The sequence below is a fragment of the Blautia glucerasea genome (assembly GCF_020537505.1).
Classification (GTDB): Bacteria; Bacillota; Clostridia; order Lachnospirales; family Lachnospiraceae; genus Blautia_A.
Window position 1 is genome coordinate 33,773 of sequence record NZ_JAJBMO010000010.1, and the last position, 22,518, is coordinate 56,290.

The window sequence follows — 22,518 nt, forward strand, 5'->3', positions numbered from 1 at the left end:
ACTTCTGCCGCTCACAGTTGATTATATTACCAGAAGGTTGTTCTATTGTCAACAGTTATTTTCAAATTTTTTCAAAAAATATAAAAATTTTAAAAGATTTTGCTATAACTCTGCCAAAGCTGAATGAACTCCTCAGCCAGGCAGAGTCTTTTTCCCTATTGTTCACATGAAATCTTCAGCAAAAAACCATGCAAATAAAGTAAAATGCAATGTTTTATCAATTCTTTGAAATTACCACATTTCTTACCAGTCCAGTATCGGTAAGAAGCCGGTCATCTTTTTTCTTATTGGTAAACACCGCCGCTCCGTTCTGATTTACAGTCAGTTTAAATTCTACCTGACTATCCTGTACAGTTCCATTTACCACCTGGTCGATTTTTTCAAGCTTATAACGCATGTTTGCCTCTTCTTTCACCTTATAGGTTCCGGCAGGAAGGGTAAAAACAATTCTTTTACTCACATCCGCTCTGGTATCTGTATTGTCTTTCGCAAATTCAACCATGTTGGTATAAGTATGCTCCTCGCCATCCAGATCGGTTCCGTTTACTGTAAATGTAAACACTGGATTTCCCTGTGCCCAGACGATCTCGTTTCCATGAAGAACTTTATCTACCGTGATCGTCACCAGTTTTACATCTGAAATAGAAAACTTCTGTACCTCAGGCAGACTTTTTACAATACAATTTACAGACTGTCCTTTTTTGTATCCAGAAGGGGCACGAAGCTCCGAAAGCACATATTCCCCTGCTTCCAGTCTGTTTATTCTGTGCGCAGTCAATTCCGATGTCCAGGTATCGATCACCTTGCCATTGGCGTCGCAAAGCTGCAAAACTGCTCCAGCTACAGCTTTTCCAGTTGCCCTGTCTGTTTTTAGAAATTCTGCCTTTGTATATGCATTTTCAATCACGATCGTATGGCCATGCTCTTTCTCCACAAGACCATTTTCATCCACTGTAAACTCATAAACTTTTCCATCTGACACATACCCCGTTGGCGTAGCAATTTCTTTCAGCAGATAAGTTCCAGGCACGATTCCGGTTAGCTTTATCTGTCCATCTTTCCCTGTAGTATAAGTTTTTCCTGAATCCTCTGACTTCGTTTTTTCCCACAAAAGGAAGTTTACTCCATCCAGTACCTTCTGGACATCTCCTGCATTCTCCTTTTGCGAGATTTTCTTTATGATCACCAAAGTCTCTTCGTCCTGAAACAGAACTGTTTTTTCCATTTCCGCTTTACTGATCTGGATTTCAAAGGATTCCTTGGAAATGATATATCCAGCCGGAGGTTTTATCTCTTTTACGACGTATTTTCCAAGATAAAGCCCCTCTGATACTGCTGTTCCATTTTCACCGGTTGTAACAGTATCTGCAATTGCACCGGATTTAAGCAGTATATTTCCTGAAGCAGAGCGGATATCTCCTGCTGCTATAATCTGAAACACACCGCCGGAAAGCTTTTTCTGGCTCTTATCGGTTTTTTGTATCGTCAGCTTTCCTTTTGGGGTATTCTCCTTTACTACTACCTGGGTTTTCTCTGTATTTTTGGAAGCAGAAGAAGGAACCCCTCCGATCCAGTCAAAACTGCTGGTAGCAATATTGTATATACGAGCTTCCAGAATATTAGGATCTGCATTTTCCACATAGTACGGCTGCAGATCACTGTCACTCTTCATATCCACAGTAAGTACCAGTCTGATTTCCTTTCCATAACAGCTATCCGGCAATGCTCCTGTAGTCCCGACCGTAATTTCAGAACCGTTCCTTGTCATGAACCACGCGCCCTGTGTGCCTCCATTTGCATTAAAAGAAGCCAAAACAGTTTGTCCCTGATACAATTGTGCGGATTTCACCTGAAAACAGTTTTCCAGAGTGTCCTGAATTTTAAAACCTTTTATCTTCCATTCTCTTTTATTAGAAGGAATTTCCTGCACAATTTCAAATACAGTACGAAAATCCCGTCCTTCATATATTTTGGAAGCAACTCTTTTTTCTCCATCCAGGATCCATTTTTCAGGATTTTTCGGCTCTGTTCTGCTCACACTTGCCCGATCTGCAACATTATTGGAAGTAAGAACCGTGTCCTTGGCATCCCCTTTATGTCTGGTTGTAATCGTATATTTATTATTTATGGCATAAGATGCCACAGACCCATTATAAGTACAGGAAATCTGTTCTGGCACCATTTTCGCAGTTACAATTACATCATAGCTTTTGCCATAAAAAGAGCGGTCTCCCAAGGCTGCATTTGTTGCGCTAACGGTTATCTTTTTTCCCACCGTATTCACTGTAAAACGGTTGTCTGCATGTATCTTCCCATTTTCATAGATCATAATCGGGTCTGTAGTCTTCTCTGCTCCATCTGGCAGCGTATCCGCCAGTTCCAGTTTCGTCATATACCCGCCGTATTCATTATCTGGCACTTTTACACTCAGCTTATACTGATATGTACTATCCGGGTTCGGAAGAAGCAGATCTGTTTTCCAGATATTTTCCTGTAAATTTGCAGTATATTTTTTTACCTCTGCGCCTGGAACCCTGTTTTTGTTTCTGGTACAGCTGGTAGTCACTTCATTGGACCAGTTTGTTCCTTCCTGTCCATTTATATGCTTACAGGAAATAGAAGCTTTGTTTTTCACTTCATACTTATAACTATCACCACTGTATACAGGTGTTATCTCCGTAGGATCCATTTTTACTTTTAGCTGAAATTCATAGGTTTTTCCATAGAATTCCGCCTTTGCCAGCGCCGCGGGTGTTGCCTGGAACTTCAGTACATCGCCAGCTGCTGAAATGGTAAACCAGGAACTTACATCTGTTTCAGAAGGGAGCATTTTCACAGCTGCATATCCATTGTAATCTACACCTGCTGGCAGAGTATCCGTAACTTTACAGGAGCTGTAATAATAAGCAGAATGCTCTTCCGGAATGTCTGTCTGTAAAGTATAATAAAATTCTCCTGTGCTGTCAGAAAGACTGTTGGAATTCCCCTGGGATGCAAGGGTATTTCCTGTTTTTTTCACCAATGACGGATATTCTACTGGGCCATATCCTTTTGCGTCCCAGTTAAGGCCAGCTGATGTTTTAATATTTCCCGTCCTGGTTGCCTCAAAAGTCTTTTTAATCCGGGCTTCTGTTTCAATGGAATGGGAGCCATAGCCAGGTCGTAATATTGCCAGATAGAAGCCTGAGGAATTATCCAGTTCATAAACAACCGTATTCTGCGGAACTTCTCCCTTTACTTCCGGGGCAGGCGCAGTCAGAACTTCATAGTTCTGGGAAAACTGGGTTTTCTTTACTACGTTTACCACTGAATCTTTTGTGGCATATCTGTGCGCGATCGTACCATTTTGAAGCCGTATGCCAAATCTCTGGTAAAGATCAATATCCAGCCAGCGAAAACGATAATTGCCTGGAACTGGTGTATTGGTCCCGCTTTTTACAATGTCTATTTTTATTTCCTGGGCAGCTAATTCATCTTTAAAAACGATCCAGAGTTCCTTGGAACTGCCCACCCCAAACATGGGATAAATCCCTTCTATCTTTTTTCCTGTATAATCATAAGTATAGTTGTGATAATTGGTTTCCGTCAGCAAAAGATCCAGTTTTGTATTTGTCTCTTTATTATAGCCAACATGGGTAATCCGAAATCCAAACTTTCCTTTCGCAGTATCATTTAATGGAACAAAATATGGACAGTCTATTTCCTCTCCTGGACGCAGGCCGGTATATACATTACTTCCAGCATTATTCCATGGATAAACCTGACTATCATCATTCCAGCCAAGCCTTGTATATTTACTGCTGAAATAGGTTTCTCCGATCGTTACCGGTGTAAAACCTCCGCCTCCATTCTTTACCGGATTTCCCTCCTGTACATAGTTGTCCGGCGCAATATACGCAGCGATCATATCTTCGGTATCGCCTTCCATGAAGAAATCATCTTCTTCAAGAAGTTCCACAGCATTTCCATCAAAGAAGGCGTCTCCTTCTGTTTCTTCCGATGCATAAAACCCATCCTCGAATGTGCTGTCCTGCTCTTCCATATCAGAGGGCGTATCTTCTATAATAAGATTACTTCCTCCTGGAAGTTCCCACTCTTCCTGGTCTGAAACTGGATTTTCTTCTAATGATGTGTCTTCTTCTGGCACTCCTTCAGCTTCTGTTTCCTCTGATACACTCTCTTCCTGCATAACAGGCTCGTCCTGTGCCATTATTCCAGGATCCGGATAGGACATTGCCATAGGAACCGCTAGTACTGCAGCCAGTATCGCTTTTCTTATTTTTCTGTATTTCATCCTATCCCCTCCCTTTGATCATTCTCATATTGTTTTATATACTCCTGGTAAACTTCCTTCATAGCCTTACCATCGTCCTGTTTTTGGATCACACTTGCAACAACCGACACATCATAGCTTTTCGAAGTATCCAATTCCCCTTCTAAATAAGGGACCATTGCAATTTCCTGAAACAACGGTACTGTAGTCTCTCCTGGTTTCAACACTGCTTTATATCCATAAACATATTTTCTATTTCCCTGTGTCTGTTCTTTGGATAACAGCGTCCATTTTGAATCATCCGCCTGAAAACGGAACAACTCACGGTTTTCTTTCAGAAGCTTTTTTCCTGTATTTTGATCCAGGATGGAAATACTCTGCATGGGAATATTTACTTCCAGAAAAACATTTGCATCATTTTCCCCTGTATTTTCTACTGCCGGATCTTTTTTCAGTACCTGTCCAGGGTATGTTTTCCCCGCCAGAACAGCATCCCAGTGTGCCTCTGTAAGCTGCGCGTTCACTGATCCTGCCGTAAATACATTTCTCGCCTCATTCACAGATTTACTTAAATACGCAGCCGTTCCTCCTGCCGAAACCATAATTCCGGCAATTCCTGCCCCAACTGCCAACAGGTATTTTTTTCTTTTCAATCTGTCTCACGCTCCTTTTTTATAATTTCACCTCCAGACATTTCTGTACAAAGGGAAAATGCCAGCAAAAAAAACAGCACTGCTCCTTTTCCATTTCCGCTTCCCAGAAATTTCAATATATAGCCTGCATACGGAACAGAAAAAACAACTGTTCCGCAAAGATTTTTCCATTTTACAGGCTGTATATCCTCATTCTCATTGGCATCTCCTTTTGTAATAAAAGACTGCCTTTCTTTGTCGTTTTTTACTACCCGGTGCGTAATCCGCACACCGCCAGTATCTGTGGTAAACGTTATGATCTCACCCTGTTCTACCAGTTCAGGAGCCTTTGCCTTTACATAGACAGCACTTCCAACACCAATTGCCGGAATCATGCTGCCCGAGGCAACTGCATACCCCTCCATTCCATACAACTGCGGAAAGGAAAGCCCGATCAAAAGAACAGCTGTCACCAGCATGATTAAATTCCCAATTATTTTTACCGGGCTTTTTCCTTTCATAGACTCTTTTCCTTTCTATACAGCTTTCTGCCAGTCAGGAATATTGCAAACAATGCAGCAAACAGCGCGATCCATTTGGAAAACAGTTTCGTCTCATCACCTGTTTTGGGACTTGTAGAAGCAGTGACATAAAGGTCTCCTTCATGATCGGCTACACTGCTTTCACCACTCCCGTTCTTCCTTACATTTCCAGAGGAACCGTCAGAGCCAGATCCATCATTCTTCTTATCTGGATCAGGATCCTTTCCTTTGGCTGAAAATACCCATTTTACCTTTGCCAAAAGTTCTTCGTATTCATTGCTCATGTTTTCATCCAAAGACAATTTCACCACCAGATTTCTTCCCTGTCCAGGCTGGAAGCTTCCAAGCGCAATGTCCTTTTTCAGACTCCAGCCGGAGCCTGAAAGATTGCCATCTACAGTTCCCTGATAAATCACCTTCTCATTTTCCCTTATCTCTATCACTCCATATTTGGTCAGAAGCTGCTGGATCAATTCCAGATTTTTTTCTTCCTGTTCTGCAACTTCTGCACGCAGATACAGCTGAATCGTAATATCCGAAGTATTGGAGATCCGAATTGTCTGGCTTCTGGAGCATCCCGGCTGCAGATTTTTGAAATTCGCAAACAGATCGGTAGATTCGCCTCCTATTGTGAGCCTGTGGTCCTGGTCAAAAATAACGCTTGTCACAGTTTCGCAGGTGCAGGGCTGGTAGGTAATTCCCAACTCTTTTTCATCCTTCCCCCATACTGTTTTCATTTCACTGGCTTCTGCCTGTATACTCTCCAAATTTACAATAATCCTTGCTTCTTTATTCTTGTAGCGGTTGTCCGCTTTTTCGGACAGATAATAGCTGTCCATCAAGGGCTTTTGCGTGCTTTTTCCTGCAAGGAGCACATCTTTGTAATACCAGTAGCCATCCTCCTCCAGTTTCCAGAAATCCGTATTATAATGGATTTCGATCATTTTCGGATCTAACTGCGGATCTTCTGCAAATTCACCGGTATCACTGCTCGTTCCAAAAGTTCTCCTAATTTTCACCCGGATAAAAGAATCCACACTTCCTTCATTCTTTATGTAGACTTCCTTTACCACCTTCTGTCCGGGATCCACATGATCTGGCTGGTTGTAATTTTCTTCTATAGAGTTTTTGTAAGAGGTCATGGACAAAAGATTAATTGCATACTCTGAAACATTCCAGGCAGCCAGTGCGCTTCCCACTGCAAGTAATATTCCAGTGAGCACAGTTATGAAGACACATGTGAATTTATGCTTCTTCATAGTACCTCTTCCTTTCTGATCAGTTCTGACTGTCACGTTCTACTTCCTGCAGGGTTCCTCCTTTGATTTCTTCATCCAGCATGCGGTACGCCTCTGACTGGGATGCAAAGCCTTTGCTCTGAATTGCCTGAGCCGTTACCTTCAGCTGGTAATTGCCCACCTTCTGCATCTGTGTCTGATTCCAGTCTGTGGGAATTACAACATTGGTAAACAAAGTAGACTCTTCCCCAATGTCCAAAATTCCATCTCCCTTTTCTCCCATATAGTTAAAAACAAGACTGGATGCAGTGGATCGTGAAGTGTCCTTTACCCATAAAGGATTTACCATAGGATAGGACGCCAGCTGCGCAAGGCTGTAGCCTGGGATACGATCCTGAACAAGTCCGGTTCCATAGCCTTCTTTCTTATCATAACTGCCGTTAAATGTTTTATCGAAATAAATAGTTTTGTAAATAAGATTGAGAGCCTGATTGTCTGTAACAGGACTTCCCTGGTTATTGAGAATATCCACTGTCATTCGTACATAACAGGGCTCGTCCCCGTTCTTATCCGAGGTGATATTTTTCACGGTAGGATTCTTATATACGGTATATCCCGGATACATGTTCTTTCCATCGTTGTCTTCCGGATCCCAGCCAGGCTCTTTCAGCCCAATGTCCAGATCTCCTGTTGTAAACACGTTCGTCTGTACTGCGTTCTCTGTAAAATATGCCATTGTATTTCCGATTCCAAATAACATGGCACATGAAATTGCTCCTGCAAACAAAATATTTCTTTTCTCTCTCCTAATTCTCATTCTTTCTTTTCCTTTCTATTCTTTAAAATCAAACAATCCCGCTTCATAGGCATTTTTCGGATTGTCCAGCCCAAAATTCTCTTCTCCTGTCATCTGCTGGAGAACCTGTCCCGAAATTTTAATATCTATCCCGCCAATTTCGCGGATCCATTCTTGTTTCCTGTTATTTACACTTTTATCAACCTGCACCTTTGTAAACAAAGGAATCGTGGTTTCTTTTATTCCTGCTATATTTCTTTTTAGGACCTCTGAATAGTAAAAACACTGTACGGCATCGCTTTTCGTCTGTCCAGCAAAACGGATCCAGTTTCTCTTTGTCCTGTCATCACTGTTATAATCAATGGCATAGACCTGAACTGCTTTTTCCATATCCTGGGGACTTAAAAGTGTTCCCCTTTTTCTTTTATCCGGACAGTTCCTGGAATAAATAAATTGACATTTCACAGCCACCAGCTCATTCATATCCAGTTCCGATGTGTTTGTAATCTGAGGATCCTTGGGAATTACACTTCCTGGAACTGTGAGAAGCGCGCTCTCTGCCTTCCAGGATGGCTCTGTAAGTACCGCATCCAGCCCTTTTTCTCCGGCAAACACCAGCTGATTGGCAATCTGCCCACTATCATTCATATACGCCAATGTGCCGGCTGCACCTGCGCTTAAGCAAAGGACTGACAGCACAAGGGCAATCCCTTTCCTTTTTCTCATAAGAACCTCCTTACATTTCCCCAAAGGCATCTTCCGGTAGAGGAAAACCTTCTGCCTGGACAGACTCTTCATACACCAGAATATCAAAAGGTACCATTTCTTCTTTTTTTACTGTATTTTTTATAACAATATTATCAAAAACCGTTTCTGTTCTTTCTCCTGGAAGTAATTTTTTCTGATAATAGTAATATTCATCTTTTCCTGTTTTCCAATTGCTGTTTATAAGCAGCGGCTCACATTGCGCCTGTGCTTCTCCACTGCTAAATGCAACTTTTACCCTGATATACACCGGAATGGAAGAATCATTGACGATACAGGGCTTTTTCTTAATAACCTGTCCCGGCTGCGGATCCTGCGGAGGGTCAAATTCTTCTTCAATGTGGGTACTGTTTTCTACTGCTTTTATCTGATTTACCCTCTCCTTTCGGTCAATTAGGTATGCATATGCCATAGAGCCGGTTATTCCCACAGTGAGACAGCATACAAGTGCAAATATCATCCATTTTTTTCTCATGGACCTGGCACAGCAGGTTCCTCCCTGCTGCCTCCTTTCTTCTAAAATTTCAGCAGACATAGCTGCAAAAGGCTACTGTTTTAGGGCCAGCACCTGTTAACATACTCAGCACAATGGAATCACCTCCTTTAAAGCTTACAAATTTCTGAATAAAACATTAGTGAATTTCTTATCGAAATGATTTTGAAAAAAATGATTAAAATAATGTGATTTATGGAATTGATAAATATAAAAAGATAGACTGTTCAGCACCTTCACAGTTACACGCTCCGCAATGCACAGAAAGCATGCTTTGCATGATTTCGCGCTGCTATTCTCGGCTTTTCTGTGAACTTAGTTCGCAAAAAACACCTCGCGGAATAGTATCTGCTGAGCAGTTATAAATATAGCATTTTACAATTTTAACATTATAGTGATAAGCAAGCAATAATTAACTGGATTTTTATAACTGAATTAACATATGCGAATAATAGATTAAATTGACACGCCGTTTCCGACGCATTGATTAATTGATATAATATCATATTTTTTCCAAAAGTCAATACAGGAAATCTTAAAGAAAAATAAATTTTAGATTTTATCGCCCCTGTAAACTGCAGAAGCAGCAGCGATTTCCTGTATTCCCCCGTAATATAAAGATAACAAAATAATTTTAAACCCTTTCCAGTACTTCACGGATTTTTGCCCGGATCCTCTGCAATGCATTATCTATGGACTTGGGAGATTTATTTAAAATCCCTGCAATTTCCACGTAACCCTTCCCTTTCAAATACAGATCCAGCACCCTGTTTTCCATTGGGCTGAGATAATCTGAAATTCTTTTTCTCAGATCCTGAGTATTCTCCTGGTCAATGATAATGGCTTCTGGATTTTCCACGCTCAGTTCCCAGATTGGACTGTTCTCATCCTCCTGGTTTAAAGACACATAAGAATTTAAGGGCTGGTGCTTCTGGCGATTAGAGTTTTGGATGGCACTGTAAATTTGACGGTCGATACACATTCGGGCAAATGTAGCAAAGGATGCCTCTTTATCCTGCTGAAAATCCCGCACTGCCTTAAACAGTCCGATCATTCCTTCCTGAATCAGATCATCCGTATCTCCGCCAATGAGAAACATAGCCCGGGCTTTTTGGCGCACCAGGCCTTTATATTTCTCCATCAGATAGTCTTCGATAGCAGTTTCTCCATGCCGCAGATGGGCAATCAGTTCTTCATCACTTATTTCATCGAACTTTCCCATAATTCCTCCGAATCTTATTTCATTCTCTGGCGGACCACCTCATAGGCAAGAATTCCTGCTGCAACAGAAGCATTCAGGGAATCAATGTCACCTTTCATTGGAATTGCAGCTACGAAGTCGCATTTTTCTTTTACAAGACGGCTGACACCCTCTCCTTCGTTTCCAATCACAACCCCCATGGGGCCGGTAAGATTCAGGTTGTACATCAGTTCGCCGCCCATATCTGCGCATACAAACCACATACCCTCTTTTTTCAGCTCTTCAATGGTCTGTCCCAGATTAGATACCTTGGCAACAGGTGTGTAATTCAAAGCTCCGGCAGAGGTTTTGGCAACGGTGGAGGTTAATCCTACCGCATGTCTTTTGGGAATGATCACACCGTGGGCACCTGCAAGGTTTGCAGTACGGATGATGGCTCCCAGATTATGGGGATCTTCAATATCGTCAAGAAGGAATATAAAAGGTGGTTCTCCTTTTTCCTTTGCTTTCTTTAAAATATCCTCTACTGTGGAATATTCATAAGCAGCCACCTGCGCGATCACGCCCTGGTGTGCGCCTGTCTCGCTTAACTGATCCAAACGTTCTTTCTGTACAAAATTTATGATAGTGTCTTTCTTTCTTGCCTCACGGATAATGGTGCGCACTGGTCCGTCCTGACATCTGTCCAGAACAAAAAGCTTGTCCACACATTTTCCTGAGCGGAATGCCTCTAAAACTGCATTCCTTCCTTCAATCTGCTCGCTCATTTACAGCCTCCTGTTTGATTGCTTCTGTAATATCACTGTTTGCCGGTCAAAACCTGACCAAACAGTTTCTGCTATTTTATAAATTTTCTTCTGGGATTCCTTTTCTCACAAGCTCCACAATCCGGGAATAATCTTCCTTCAAATATAGATACCCCATTAGTGCCTCAAAGCCTGTGGCTCTCCGGTAATCTGCCATTGTAGCGTGCTTGGCCATTGTAGGGGAATGTGCATTTCTTCCCCTTTTGTAAACAGCAAGCTCTTCTTCTGTAAGAACCGGCTCCAGAACTTCCATCATCTTGGACTGTGCGCCCGCTTTCACCAGACTGCTGGCTTTTTTGTGCAGCTGGTTCACCGGACAATTGCCTTTTTTTACAAGGATGGTCCGGATCACCAGCTCATAAACGCCATCTCCAATATAAGCCAGGGTCAGCGGAGAATAGGTCCGCAGATCCCGGTCTTTTAACCCAAACAGTTCTTTTAATTCGTTTAAGCCCGTTTCCATTTTACTCCTTCACGTGTATCCTTAAGAATGATTCCTTTCGCAAGAAGTTCGTCACGGATTTCATCAGCTCTTGCAAAATTCTTAGACTTTCTTGCTTCCTGGCGTTCAGCGATCAGATCTTCGATTTCTTTATCCAGGATCTCATCCTTCTTCAGAGCCACAAGTCCAAGTACATCACACAGCTTCACAAGTAGTTCAAGAAGCCCTGCTGCAAAAGCAGAACTGCTCTCCTCTGTTACATTTGTGTTTGCGAATTTAACCAGCTCAAAGACAGCTGCAAGTGCATCAGCTGTATTAAAATCATCTTCCATTGCCTCTTCGAATTTCTCCACATACCCCTTCGCTTCTGTAAGAAGGTTCTGCTCTACCTCTGTCAGCTGCGCAGCTGCTGCATTCTCCTTACGGTCGTTCAGACGGCCTGCTGCCTCTGTGATTCTCTCCAGGGCATTCTTGGAGGATTCCATAAGATCTGCACTGAAATTCAGCGGACTTCTGTAATGTGCGTTCAGCATGAAGAAACGAAGCACCTGCAGATCATACTGCTCACTGATCTCACGGACAGTACGGAAGTTTCCAAGGGATTTGGACATTTTACGGTTGTCAATGTTCAAAAATGCATTGTGCATCCAGTATCTTGCAAAAATCTTGTCATTGCAGCATTCACTCTGAGCGATCTCATTCTCATGATGTGGGAAAATAAGATCCTCGCCGCCGGCATGAATGTCGATCTCATCTCCAAGGTATTTCTTGGACATTACAGAACACTCAATGTGCCATCCTGGACGACCATCACACCATGGTGAGGTCCAGTAAGGCTCTCCTTCTTTCTTCGGTTTCCAGAGTACGAAATCCAGCGGATCTTCCTTCTGATCTTCACCGGAAACCTGAAGTGCACGGAAGCCGGATTGCAGATCGTCCAGATTTTTGTGGGAAAGCTTGCCGTATTCCTTAAATTTTTTCACGCGGAAATAAACAGTTCCATCGGAAGCTGCATAAGCATATCCCTTGTCCATAAGAGTCTGGATCATGCTGATCATGCCGTCAATTTCCTGTGTTGCCTGAGGATGCGTGGTCGCAGGCTTTACATTCATGCCTGCCATATCCTTTTTGCATTCTTCAATATAACGCTGGGAAACTTCCTCTGCGGAAACGCCCTCTTCAATTGCCTTTTTGATAATTTTGTCATCTACGTCTGTAAAGTTGGATACATAGTTTACTTCGTATCCTTTATATTCTAGGTAACGGCGAACTGTGTCAAAAATGATCATTGGACGAGCATTTCCAATGTGGATCAGATTGTATACAGTTGGTCCGCAGACATACATTTTTACCTTTCCCTCTTCAAGGGGTACAAATTCCTCTTTCTGACGGGTAAGCGTATTAAAAATCTTCATGGTATTTCTCCCTCCGGTCCTTAATTTCAGTAAAACTTATAACGCAGCCATTCAGCATATACTGTAAAAATGCTGAATCGTCACATTATTTCTTGTATAAAAGGCAGACTGCCTGGGAAGCGATTCCTTCTTCTCTTCCGGTAAATCCAAGCTTCTCTTCTGTGGTAGCCTTGATGTTCAGACAATCCGGTTCCATGTGCAGCGCTGCGGCAATGTTCTCCTTCATCTGGAGAATATGGGGTGCCATCTTTGGCTTCTGTGCTATGATCACAGCGTCAATATTTCCTACTCCATATCCTTTTTCCTCCAGAAGAGCGTCTACATGCTCCAGCAGTTTTACGCTGGAAATGCCCTCGTATGCCGGATCCGTATCTGGAAAATGCTGTCCAATATCTCCGAGAGCTGCTGCTCCCAAAAGAGCATCCATGATCGCATGAATCAGTACATCTGCGTCTGAATGTCCCAGCAAACCTTTTTCCCAGGGAATCTTCACACCGCCAAGAATCAGGTCTCTGTTCTCAGTCAGTCTGTGTACGTCATATCCCATTCCAACTCTCATAAGATTTTCCAAATTTTGTCCCTGCCTTTCTTTTTGAAGGGGATTCCTGAACAAAGCAAAAAATCCCCATGCTATCGTTGGGTATTATACATGATTTTGCCATAAAAAGCAATCCACTTGAAGTTGAATATCACAGGTAATTCTATCGCCGCGAAACCGTCACTCTCCTGTCAGAAAACACTTCATAACTATCCTAATTAAAGAAAGGCCTTCCGGAATAACCGGAAGGCCTGATTTGCCCGACAGACGGACCTAAATCGCTACTTGCACGAACTTTTGCTCACCTGTCGCGTAAATTAAACTTCTGCGATTACCTCAACCTCGCAAAGAACATTCTTCGGAAGCGTCTTAACAGCTACGCAGGAACGTGCTGGTTTGTTTACGAAATATTTCGCATAAACTTCGTTAAACTTCGCGAAATCACCCATGTCAGCAAGGAAGCAGGTAGTCTTAACTGCTTTCTCAAAGCTGCTGCCAGCTTCTTTCAGTACTTCGCCAAGGTTCTTCATAACCTGCTCAGCCTGAGTCTCGATGGTATCTCCGCTGATCTCGCCAGTGGCAGGATCTACCGGGATCTGTCCGGACGTAAATAATACTCCATTTAAGATCATTGCCTGTGAGTACGGTCCGATTGCTGCCGGTGCCTTATCTGTATAAACTACTTTCATGATGTAAATCTCCTTTCGTGATCTCTTTTGTTATCTTCATGCTATCGCAAAAAATTGTTAGTGTCAAGCAATATTTTTGTATATTTCACCAGTTCAAATAATAATAGGCCAACGCCGAGATCGTCTGAATATTAGAAACAGCCTCTTCCTCTTTTCCCGCATCTTCTGACATGACACATAAAATATAATCGGTTCTGTCTCCATATACAATCGCAATATCATGCTGGCTTTTGTCATTTTCACCTGTTTTATTGGCAACCTGGGTGGCTTCCTTCAAACCTCCTGGAATCTTCGTCCTTGTGTCCTGGTTCAGAAGCAGGGACAGCATCTGGTCGGAAGCCTCTGGGCTCACACATTCCCTGCGGTAAATCTTCTCCAGCAGCCTACCGCAGTCCTCCACAGAAGTGGTGTTGCTGCTGCCAAGTCCCACCGGATCTGTAGCGGAAGGCGCAAGGGTATGAAGGACTGCAGTCTCTTTATAGCCCTGCCCCCGAAGGTACCGGTTTATGGATCTGGCTCCTGCATTAAACTGGTTGGAAGCCGTCTGCAGACGCACCATTTCATTGAAGGATTCATTATCGCTGTAAGTAACCATATTCTCCATCACACGGTACAGTTGATTGCCAACTACATCGCTTGCCGGATCCGCCTTCAAAAGAGCCCCTTCATTTATCCTGGTATCCTCCATATTCTCATAGCTGGCTGCCATTGTAAAAGCCTTGATCAGACTTGCGGAAGACATAGCGTGATCATTAATGGAAAATTGTTTGCCGCTCCCCAGATTTTTTACATATACGCTCCACTCTCCTTCCAGATCATCTGTGAAAGCTTCCAGGGCTTTTTTCAGATTTTTTATTCCAGGACTGGATAACTCCTGAATGCGGCCACTTTTCTTTACAGTCAGCCCTTCCGGAGTCGTTCCCTCCCCGGATAGAACTCCCGTCTGCTCATCAAAATAATAATATCCAGAAAAGAGCTTTTTGCCAATTCCCATTTCCTGGATATAATGAATGCCGCCCTCCTGACAGACACGGCCGTTTTCATTCACGTAGTAATATCCATTTAATTTAACCGTTTCTACCTGTTCTTCCAGGTTACATATCCTGCCGGTTCCCGACAGTCTTCCCAGATTGTTTACCACATAAATTCCGGCATTCCATCCGGATTCTGTATTTCCATCATCTGTTTTCGGAAGGATATCCTCCGAAGCAGTTACCAGTCTGGCTTCACCAGCTTTAAATTTTCCAGTCTCATCATGATAGTAATAACCGTTGAATACAGTTCCATCTACCGAAAAATGATCAAAATAATGAATGGACGGTGTACAATCCCCAGAACCATCTTCATTCAGGCAATAGAAACCGTCACTTTTCAGCAGGTATTTCCCATTGCTTCCAGGAATTGGCAGTATCCTCGCCTCTTCAGTTACAGAAGAAAGGCTGCCGCCGCTCTGCTCCTGCGCATACACCGACAGACTTCTGCCAAAGAGCATTGCAGGATCTGCTATACTTCCTGAAGCTACCACTCCCAAAAGTACTGCAAATACGGCCACTGTATATTTCCATCTGGTCTTTATACTTTTTTTCATGTTATTCTCCTTTGATAAAGGCAGTATAACTGTTTTCCCTTCAGTATGCAACCAGATTTCTTCACCTTTTCTCAAAGCCATGCCAAAATTTTTGCAGCTGCGCTTCCACATTTGACAATGTGCATGACTTCCTGTCATTCCATTCTACCGGGAAAAGGCTGCTGTATTCTCTCTGGCGGAAGCGCTCATCCAGAAGCAGGATCACCCCGTGGTCCTCTCTGGTTCGGATCACTCTTCCAGCCGCCTGCAATACCTTATTCATGCCTGGATACCGGTAAGCGTAATCAAAGCCATTCTCTCCATTTTCAGTATAAAAAGAGCGAAGGATTTCTCTCTCATTGCCCAGCTGAGGCAGCCCGGTTCCCACTAAGATTGCACCGATCAGTTTCTCTCCAAACAGGTCGATTCCCTCTGAAAAAATACCACCCATAATACAAAAAGCCACTAAAGACTCCTGATTCTGTTCAAATTCCCGAAGAAAATCCTCTCTTTCCTTCTCTTTCATAGAACTGTTCTGACAGATGCATCTCACCCAGCTTACAGAAAACGCTTCCTCATAAACTGCATAAACCTCTTCCAGCATTCTGTAGGAAGGGAAAAAGACCATATAATTCCCCTTCTTCTGCCATACCGTCCTGGCAATATATTCTGCAATCTTGTAATATTCCTCATACCCCCTGCGGCTGTACAGGGAGCTTACATCTCCAGCACTTAGAATACAACGGTTCTCCTGGGAAAAGGGGGATTCTACATAAATACCATAGTCATCCTGCCGACAGCTGAGCAGCTTTCTATAATAACTCATAGGCAGCAAAGTCGCAGAGAAAAAAACTGCACTGCGGCCTTTCTTTAAATATTCCCCAAGATTCACTGCCGGATTTACACAAAACAATTTCAGCCGGAATCGTCCATCTTCTCCATTCTCTGCGTAGATCACGTAGTTCTCGTCCACCAGCTCTGCGATATTCAAAAACTTCCGGATGTCAAAATAGAACTGTCTTACCTCATCCTCCAGTTCCACATCTTTATGTTCCTCCAGAAAGGTATCAAATTCCCCCTGTACCTTCAAAGCGGTCATGGTGATCGAACCAGTTCCTGGCAGGACCCGGTAATTCTCACATTCTTCCTGTAATTCCTTCAGCTGGTTGTTCAGCTTTCCTAGAGAACGGTAAATCCGGGGAGCCCTCTCTTTCATTGCTCTGCGCACCAGAAGCACATCCTCCCGGTACAGGGATGCACTGTACATCTCTCTCCCCCGCTCTGCCAGGTTATGGGCCTCATCGATCAGGAAGATATAATCGCCTCCTGCCCCTTCTCCAAAAAAGCGCTTCAGATGTACAGTGGGATCAAACACATAATTATAGTCACAAATGACAGCATCTACCCACACAGCAAGATCCAGACACATTTCAAAAGGACACACCTGCCACTTCCGGGCCTGCTCCTGAATTGTCTCCCGGTCGTATCTGCTCTTCGTAGTCCACAGTTCATAGACCGCATCATTTACCCTGTCAAAATGTCCTCTGGCGTAAGGGCAATAACCAGGGTCACATTTGGTCTCATCCATGAAGCATAGCTTCTCTTTCGCGGTTATGGTCACTACTTTGTATTTCATGCCTTTTTCACGAAGCACTTCAAAGGCTTCCTGGGCAACGGTTCTGGTAATAGTCTTAGCAGTAAGATAAAAGATAGTCTCTCCTTTACCCTCCCCCACTGCACGAACTGCTGGAAATATGGTGGACATGGTCTTGCCTACCCCTGTAGGGGCCTGAATAAAGATCTGACGGTTCACTCCGATTGCATGGTATACACTGCTGACCAGCTTCCGCTGGCCTTCCCGGTAGGAAAATGGAAATTCCAGATTCCAAAGAGACTGGTTCCGCTCTTTTTTCCAGCGCAGCTGATAGCTCAGCCATTTGTGATATTCATCCAGAAGCTTCCGGTACCAGTCCTCCAGTTCCTTCATGGAGATCATCTCCCGGAAGCGTTTTACCACTTCCGTCTCCAGATTGGCGTAAGTCATCTGGATTCCAACCTGTGTCAGACCTTCCTGGCTGCCGTAAATATAGCCGTAACACATAGCCTGGGCCTTATGCACTTTCACAGGCTCCGCCAACTGCTCCACACTGCCATAGATTCCCTTGATCTCATCGATCCAGACGTCTTCCCCTTCTGTAAAAATTCCGTCTGCACGACCTTCCAACAGTATCCCAAGATCCTCATAATCCGTTTCCAGTTTTAAGGAAACCTCAGCCCTGTATGCATTTCCCATCTGCTTCTGAAGCTTCCTGTGCAGCCTGCTGCCTTTTAACATAGCCTCTTTATCTATAATACCTCTGCGGCTGTCAAGATCTCCGCCCTGCAGGATAAATTCCACCAGATTTCGTACTGATATTCGTGTTACCGGATTCTCCATTTCAAACTTACCGCCTTTTCCCAGCCTTTCTAATATACAGACTAGCGATCTTTCAAACTCTTCTAAGCTACAGGTCTGTTTTCCCTCCTGCAGTTTACAATATCCTCAGTATAACACGAATTCCTATTTTCTGCCTATCCTTTCATGAAAAACTCCGGCATATTGTTCTGGAAGCGGAGCGGCAGCATCTGCTTCTGAAGTTTCTCATTATGTCTCGCCTCAATGGACACACCGTTACAAAACGCCCGCCAAAGCTCTTCATATTCTCCTCGGTCGCCCATGGCATTCCTTGGAATCTGAAGCCGCACCTCTTTTTTTATGACACATTCTGTCCCCTTTCCATGGCACAGTGCCTTCTGTCGGCCTTCATCATAGATCACCCAGTTCTCGTTTGGAAAACGATTGGAAAAATGAGAAGCAAGAAGGGGCAGAATATCATTCTCCGGCTGGATCTGGGCAAGCAGGAACATTCCGCTGATCTCCCGAAAACGGATAAAGCCAAAATAGTGATGATATTCCCGCTTCACCTGAAGGGCCAGCTTCGCCACCTTATTCACATGGGAATCTGCTAATGCTTCCATAACGTTTGTCTCGCATCTTCCATGGCCCAATGCCCGGTGAAGTACATAATAAATAGCAGTTCCCCTGTCCGGATCTGCCCCCGCAGCTGCCAGACAGATCTGCTCATAGGCTTCACTTCCAAGCTTCACCAGAATCGTCCTCATGACCTTACCCGTCTTGCTTCTGTCCGTATCAATCTCCCTGTAAGTGGTAAACAATTCCATATTGGTAGGAAAACTGGTCTGCACCGACACCTCCGCTCCTCCCAGGCATTCCTTCCAGCCATCATAAACAGCCGAAAAAATACCCTCCAGGGAATCTTCACAGACTAAAATTCTTTTCTCCTGGGTCATATGATCAGCTCCTTTCCTGTGAAATCTGCTGCCGAATTTACCTGATATACTCTTTTTGCACCCATCTCTTCCCCAAATAAAGACAACTGCCTGAATGCATTCTTATCTCCCCTAGGTTTTTCTTCGTCCAGAAGATTGCGGACAATATAATTCTCCTCCAACCTGGTATTGTACAGCATTCTGCCATTGCAGGTGATAAAATACAAAGCCCTTTTTAAAACCACTCCCATTCTTTTTAAATCCTGAAAATCCAGGGAGTTTGTCCTGCGTGCTCCTACAATACGCCTGGCAGAGGTATAACCAATCCCGGGTACCCGAAGAAGCTCATAATAATCCGCCCGGTTGATCTCCACAGGGAAAAATTCCAGATGGGATACAGCCCAGTCTGCCTTTGGATCCAAAAGCAGATTAAAATCCGGATGCTTCTCAGACAAAAGCTCTGAGGCCCGAAATCCATAAAAACGCATCAGCCAGTCAGCCTGATAAAGCCGATGCTCCCGAAGAAGAGGCGGACCAGACAAGGACATGGGAAGATCCTTATCTTCATTCACCGCAACAAAAGCAGAATAAAAAACTCTCTTCAATGAGAAATTCTTATAAAGAGATTCTGCCACAGATACGATCTGATAATCGCTCTCGCCTAAGGCTCCGATAATCATCTGGGTACTCTGCCCAGCTGGCACAAACCTTGGCGCATGGCGGTACAAAACCAGCTCTTCCTTGTTCTGGTCTCTCTGCTGCTGGATCTGCTTCATGGGGCCAAGAATGGTCTTCCGGCTCTTATGGGGTGCCAGCTTCTTAAGCCCTTCTGCAGTAGGAAGCTCCAGATTCACACTCATACGGTCCGCCAGGTATCCAGCCTGGGAAATCAGCTCCGGGGACGCCCCAGGAATGGCCTTTAAATGAATATACCCCTGAAAATGATACTTATGGCGGAGCAGCCGCACTGTACCAAGCAGTTCTTCCATGGTCCAATCCGGACTGCCCTTCACTCCTGAGCTCAAAAAAAGACCTTCTATATAGTTTCTTCTATAAAATTCCATTGTCAGACGGCACACCTCCTCTGGCGTAAAGCTGGTGCGCACCACATCATTAGACGCTCGGTTCACACAATACTTGCAATCAAATACACACTCATTAGTATAAAGGATCTTCAAAAGGCTGATACATCTTCCATCCTGTGCAAAGCTATGGCAGATCCCGGCGGCAATGCTGTTCCCCATGCCGCTGCCGTCTCCCTTTCTGTCCACGCCGCTGGAAGTACATGCCACATCGTATTTCGCCGCATCTGATAAAATCTCCAGTTTCCTCTTCAAAGTCATTGATTCCTGAATTATCATCCTATTCTCAAAGCTCCCTTTTTATATAATCTGTTTGCTTGATTTCTCCGTTTCGAGGTCAAGAACGTTTGTTCTGTTTTGTCATTTTAGAACATTTGTTCTATTTTGTCAATATCATAAAACGGGACGAAAAATTTTCCATCAAAGTAATTCCATTCCCAATCCTCCCGATCCTTTCCTGGCACATTTTTCACACATAAAAAAGCCACAAACCAGAAGCAGCTTTAGAGCATAAAAAATGCTCCTGACTTCTGATTTATGACTCTTTCTTTACTTTTTATAAAATTCCGGTGTCAAAAAACCATTTGACGCTCCCGGCCTTTAAATCTGTGTCAGCACAAAAATATCGTAAATTGCTTTCACAGCATTTTCAAAATCACAGTTCGCCACGCCGATGATGATATTCAGCTCACTGGAGCCCTGATCAATCATCTTCACGTTTACATTTGCATGGGCAAGTGCGGAGAAAATCCTTCCAGCTGTACCGCGGGTGGACTTCATTCCACGGCCTACAACTGCGATCAGCGCAAGATCAGACTCCATCTCCACGAAATCCGGCTGAACCAGACGGTGGATTCCGGCGATCACCTGCTGCTCTTTTTCCTCAAATTCGTCCTGATGAACATAGACCGTCATTGTATCGATACCAGATGGAACATGCTCAAAGCTGATTCCCTGGTCTTCAAATACCTGGAGAACTTTTCTGCCAAAACCGATTTCGCTGTTCATCATGGATTTCTCAATGTTAATGGAACAGAAGCCCTTCTTTCCGGCAATACCGGTGATGGTGTATTTCGGCTTGCGGCAGGTGCTCTCTACAATAAAGGTTCCTTTGTCTTCCGGACGGTTGGTATTGCGGATATTGATGGGGATTCCCTCTTTTCTTACCGGGAAAATAGCATCCTCATGAAGAACGGTAGCTCCCATGTAGGAAAGCTCGCGAAGCTCACGGTATGTAATGGTCTCGATCACTGCCGGATCCTTGACAATTCTTGGATCTGTTACAAGGAAACCAGATACATCTGTCCAGTTCTCGTACATATCCGCTTTGATCGCTTTCGCAACCAGAGAACCGGTCACATCAGAACCGCCTCTGGAAAAAGTCGTAACCGTTCCATCCTCCTTAGCACCATAAAAGCCCGGAACAACTGCATTCTCACATTTAGAAAGTTTCTTGTTCAAAAGCTTGTCTGTCTTCTCCGGATCCAGATTGCCGTTTTTGTCAAAACGGATCACATCCGCTGCATCTACAAACTCATAGCCAAGATAAGCAGCCATTACCTTTCCGTTCAGATATTCTCCACGGGAAGCAGCGTAATCCCTGCCAATCTGAGTCTTAAAATTTTCTTTGATTATCTGGAAATCCTCTTCCATGGAAAAATCAAGGCCAAGTCCTTTGATGATCTCGTAATAACGGGATTTGATTGCTTCTAAGATCTTCTCAAAATCTCCATCATTTCCAGCTGCATCATAACAGCTGTACAGAAGGTCTGTTACTTTGGTATCCCCGTCAAAGCGCTTACCAGGTGCGGAAGGAACAACAAAACGTCTGCTCTCCTCACTTCTGATAATCTCTCCGACTTTCTCAAACTGCTCCGCATTCGCAAGGGAGCTTCCTCCAAACTTTACTACTTTTTTCATAATCCTTGTGCTCCTCAAAAACTTTTTCTTCATTTTATGAAAAAAACCGACTTTTTGCAAGGGTTTTTTCGATTTAATCTGTGAAAGTGTTTATATCCAACACCTTCAGCTTTTCCCCATCTACCGTAAAATGAACATCCCACTTACCAAAAGACATTCCATACTTCCTCTCCGGGTCTTTCTGATAGCCTGGTCTTGGGTCATCTGCAAGAACCGCCAGAAGGGCTTCTCTTTTTTCTACTGGAATCTTTTCCAGGAATTCCGCCGGGAACTCCACTTCCAGCTTGTGATCCTGGATCCGGTCTGTGAAACCGCCTGCAGCCTCAGGATGGCTGTCCACATAAGCCAGATATGGTTTGACATCATAAATCGGCGTTCCATCCATAAGATCCGCCCCGGATACATGGAGAACCGGACCATCCTTCTCCGTAAATTCTACTCCTTCCAGCTTCACGCTGGAAAGTCCGATTGGATTGGGACGGAAAGGAGATCTTGTTGCAAAAACTCCTTTGCGCACATTTCCCCCAAGCCTTGGCGGACGCACCGTAGGGGACCACTCCTTCCGAACTGCCTGGGAAAACTCCCAAATCAGCCAGATATGGGTATATTCTTCCAGTCCCCGGAAGGCTTCCTGATTGCGGTATTCTGGTTCAAAGATAATATCCGCCTTTAGTTTCTCTATCCTGCCGCTCTGGTGGGGGATTCCAAATTTCGTTGGAAAATCACTTTTTATATGAGCGATTACTTTCATTTCCATTCTCATTGCACCTTTGTTCCTCTATACCGCCG

Annotated in this window: 19 protein-coding genes; all 19 read right to left on the reverse strand. The window is 43.9% G+C overall.

Translation table 11 applies throughout. The features are described 5' to 3' along the window. Nucleotides 1–217: 217 nt before the first annotated feature. Nucleotides 218–4,294: an isopeptide-forming domain-containing fimbrial protein gene (locus tag LIQ05_RS10120; protein WP_226820418.1), complete on the reverse strand. Its 4,077-nt coding sequence runs from the start codon at nucleotides 4,292–4,294 to the stop codon at nucleotides 218–220. Further along, complete coding sequence (locus LIQ05_RS10125) at nucleotides 4,291–4,926, reverse strand: hypothetical protein (RefSeq protein WP_226820419.1); 636 nt, start codon at nucleotides 4,924–4,926, stop codon at nucleotides 4,291–4,293. The genes LIQ05_RS10120 and LIQ05_RS10125 overlap by 4 nt, the downstream gene beginning before the upstream one ends. Beyond that, on the reverse strand, nucleotides 4,923–5,426 hold the full coding sequence (locus LIQ05_RS10130) for a signal peptidase I (protein ID WP_226820420.1): 504 nt from the start codon (nucleotides 5,424–5,426) through the stop codon (nucleotides 4,923–4,925). Before LIQ05_RS10130 ends, LIQ05_RS10125 begins: the two co-directional genes overlap by 4 nt. Next, nucleotides 5,423–6,706 carry a hypothetical protein gene (locus tag LIQ05_RS10135; protein ID WP_226820421.1) on the reverse strand — a complete coding sequence of 428 codons (1,284 nt, stop codon included), beginning with the start codon at nucleotides 6,704–6,706 and terminating at the stop codon, nucleotides 5,423–5,425. The genes LIQ05_RS10130 and LIQ05_RS10135 overlap by 4 nt, the downstream gene beginning before the upstream one ends. Nucleotides 6,707–6,725: 19 nt before the next feature. Then, a complete protein-coding gene (locus LIQ05_RS10140) occupies nucleotides 6,726–7,502 on the reverse strand; it encodes a SipW-dependent-type signal peptide-containing protein (protein ID WP_226820422.1) in 777 nt (258 codons plus the stop codon). A 15-nt stretch (nucleotides 7,503–7,517) separates the two neighbouring features. Further along, complete coding sequence (locus LIQ05_RS10145; RefSeq protein WP_226820423.1) at nucleotides 7,518–8,207, reverse strand: hypothetical protein; 690 nt, start codon at nucleotides 8,205–8,207, stop codon at nucleotides 7,518–7,520. 10 nt (nucleotides 8,208–8,217) lie between these two features. Further along, on the reverse strand, nucleotides 8,218–8,706 hold the full coding sequence (locus LIQ05_RS10150) for a hypothetical protein (RefSeq protein ID WP_226820424.1): 489 nt from the start codon (nucleotides 8,704–8,706) through the stop codon (nucleotides 8,218–8,220). A 667-nt stretch (nucleotides 8,707–9,373) separates the two neighbouring features. Next, nucleotides 9,374–9,961, reverse strand: a complete 588-nt coding sequence (sigH, locus tag LIQ05_RS10155; RefSeq protein WP_226820425.1) for an RNA polymerase sporulation sigma factor SigH — start codon at nucleotides 9,959–9,961, stop codon at nucleotides 9,374–9,376. A 14-nt stretch (nucleotides 9,962–9,975) separates the two neighbouring features. After that, on the reverse strand, nucleotides 9,976–10,707 hold the full coding sequence (gene rlmB / locus LIQ05_RS10160; RefSeq protein ID WP_226820426.1) for a 23S rRNA (guanosine(2251)-2'-O)-methyltransferase RlmB: 732 nt from the start codon (nucleotides 10,705–10,707) through the stop codon (nucleotides 9,976–9,978). A 76-nt stretch (nucleotides 10,708–10,783) separates the two neighbouring features. Next, on the reverse strand, nucleotides 10,784–11,209 hold the full coding sequence (locus tag LIQ05_RS10165; protein ID WP_226820427.1) for a Mini-ribonuclease 3: 426 nt from the start codon (nucleotides 11,207–11,209) through the stop codon (nucleotides 10,784–10,786). Next, the gene (gene cysS / locus LIQ05_RS10170) at nucleotides 11,194–12,603 is read right to left on the reverse strand and encodes a cysteine--tRNA ligase (RefSeq protein WP_226820428.1); all 1,410 of its coding nucleotides are present in this window, start codon (nucleotides 12,601–12,603) and stop codon (nucleotides 11,194–11,196) included. The genes LIQ05_RS10165 and cysS overlap by 16 nt, the downstream gene beginning before the upstream one ends. A gap of 85 nt (nucleotides 12,604–12,688) precedes the next feature. Next, the gene (ispF, locus tag LIQ05_RS10175) at nucleotides 12,689–13,162 is read right to left on the reverse strand and encodes a 2-C-methyl-D-erythritol 2,4-cyclodiphosphate synthase (RefSeq protein WP_226820481.1); all 474 of its coding nucleotides are present in this window, start codon (nucleotides 13,160–13,162) and stop codon (nucleotides 12,689–12,691) included. A 296-nt stretch (nucleotides 13,163–13,458) separates the two neighbouring features. Then, entirely contained in the window at nucleotides 13,459–13,830 is a 372-nt protein-coding gene (locus LIQ05_RS10180) for a RidA family protein (RefSeq protein WP_226820429.1), read from the reverse strand. 85 nt (nucleotides 13,831–13,915) lie between these two features. Beyond that, a complete protein-coding gene (locus LIQ05_RS10185; RefSeq protein ID WP_226820430.1) occupies nucleotides 13,916–15,418 on the reverse strand; it encodes a serine hydrolase in 1,503 nt (500 codons plus the stop codon). A 61-nt stretch (nucleotides 15,419–15,479) separates the two neighbouring features. Continuing rightward, a complete protein-coding gene (locus tag LIQ05_RS10190) occupies nucleotides 15,480–17,834 on the reverse strand; it encodes an ATP-dependent DNA helicase (protein WP_226820431.1) in 2,355 nt (784 codons plus the stop codon). Nucleotides 17,835–17,968: 134 nt separating this feature from the next. Beyond that, nucleotides 17,969–18,748 carry a TIGR03915 family putative DNA repair protein gene (locus tag LIQ05_RS10195; RefSeq protein ID WP_226820432.1) on the reverse strand — a complete coding sequence of 260 codons (780 nt, stop codon included), beginning with the start codon at nucleotides 18,746–18,748 and terminating at the stop codon, nucleotides 17,969–17,971. Next, entirely contained in the window at nucleotides 18,745–20,088 is a 1,344-nt protein-coding gene (locus LIQ05_RS10200; protein WP_226820433.1) for a putative DNA modification/repair radical SAM protein, read from the reverse strand. The genes LIQ05_RS10195 and LIQ05_RS10200 overlap by 4 nt, the downstream gene beginning before the upstream one ends. 321 nt (nucleotides 20,089–20,409) lie before the next feature. After that, nucleotides 20,410–21,729 carry an aspartate kinase gene (locus LIQ05_RS10205; protein WP_226820434.1) on the reverse strand — a complete coding sequence of 440 codons (1,320 nt, stop codon included), beginning with the start codon at nucleotides 21,727–21,729 and terminating at the stop codon, nucleotides 20,410–20,412. Nucleotides 21,730–21,802: 73 nt separating this feature from the next. Then, nucleotides 21,803–22,480 (reverse strand): tRNA (N6-threonylcarbamoyladenosine(37)-N6)-methyltransferase TrmO, encoded by a 678-nt coding sequence (tsaA, locus tag LIQ05_RS10210; protein ID WP_226820482.1) that lies wholly within the window; start codon nucleotides 22,478–22,480, stop codon nucleotides 21,803–21,805. Nucleotides 22,481–22,518 lie beyond the last annotated feature (38 nt).

Coding starts and splice junctions, on each gene's coding strand:
- LIQ05_RS10120 (WP_226820418.1), bottom strand. CDS start 4,294: ATGAAATACAGAAAAATAAGAAAAGCGATACTGGCTGCAGTACTAGCG.
- LIQ05_RS10130 (WP_226820420.1), bottom strand. CDS start 5,426: ATGAAAGGAAAAAGCCCGGTAAAAATAATTGGGAATTTAATCATGCTG.
- LIQ05_RS10135 (WP_226820421.1), bottom strand. CDS start 6,706: ATGAAGAAGCATAAATTCACATGTGTCTTCATAACTGTGCTCACTGGA.
- LIQ05_RS10140 (WP_226820422.1), bottom strand. CDS start 7,502: ATGAGAATTAGGAGAGAGAAAAGAAATATTTTGTTTGCAGGAGCAATT.
- LIQ05_RS10145 (WP_226820423.1), bottom strand. CDS start 8,207: ATGAGAAAAAGGAAAGGGATTGCCCTTGTGCTGTCAGTCCTTTGCTTA.
- LIQ05_RS10150 (WP_226820424.1), bottom strand. CDS start 8,706: ATGATATTTGCACTTGTATGCTGTCTCACTGTGGGAATAACCGGCTCT.
- sigH (WP_226820425.1), bottom strand. CDS start 9,961: ATGGGAAAGTTCGATGAAATAAGTGATGAAGAACTGATTGCCCATCTG.
- rlmB (WP_226820426.1), bottom strand. CDS start 10,707: ATGAGCGAGCAGATTGAAGGAAGGAATGCAGTTTTAGAGGCATTCCGC.
- LIQ05_RS10165 (WP_226820427.1), bottom strand. CDS start 11,209: ATGGAAACGGGCTTAAACGAATTAAAAGAACTGTTTGGGTTAAAAGAC.
- cysS (WP_226820428.1), bottom strand. CDS start 12,603: ATGAAGATTTTTAATACGCTTACCCGTCAGAAAGAGGAATTTGTACCC.
- ispF (WP_226820481.1), bottom strand. CDS start 13,162: ATGAGAGTTGGAATGGGATATGACGTACACAGACTGACTGAGAACAGA.
- LIQ05_RS10180 (WP_226820429.1), bottom strand. CDS start 13,830: ATGAAAGTAGTTTATACAGATAAGGCACCGGCAGCAATCGGACCGTAC.
- LIQ05_RS10185 (WP_226820430.1), bottom strand. CDS start 15,418: ATGAAAAAAAGTATAAAGACCAGATGGAAATATACAGTGGCCGTATTT.
- LIQ05_RS10190 (WP_226820431.1), bottom strand. CDS start 17,834: ATGGAGAATCCGGTAACACGAATATCAGTACGAAATCTGGTGGAATTT.
- LIQ05_RS10195 (WP_226820432.1), bottom strand. CDS start 18,748: ATGACCCAGGAGAAAAGAATTTTAGTCTGTGAAGATTCCCTGGAGGGT.
- LIQ05_RS10200 (WP_226820433.1), bottom strand. CDS start 20,088: ATGATAATTCAGGAATCAATGACTTTGAAGAGGAAACTGGAGATTTTA.
- LIQ05_RS10205 (WP_226820434.1), bottom strand. CDS start 21,729: ATGAAAAAAGTAGTAAAGTTTGGAGGAAGCTCCCTTGCGAATGCGGAG.
- tsaA (WP_226820482.1), bottom strand. CDS start 22,480: ATGAAAGTAATCGCTCATATAAAAAGTGATTTTCCAACGAAATTTGGA.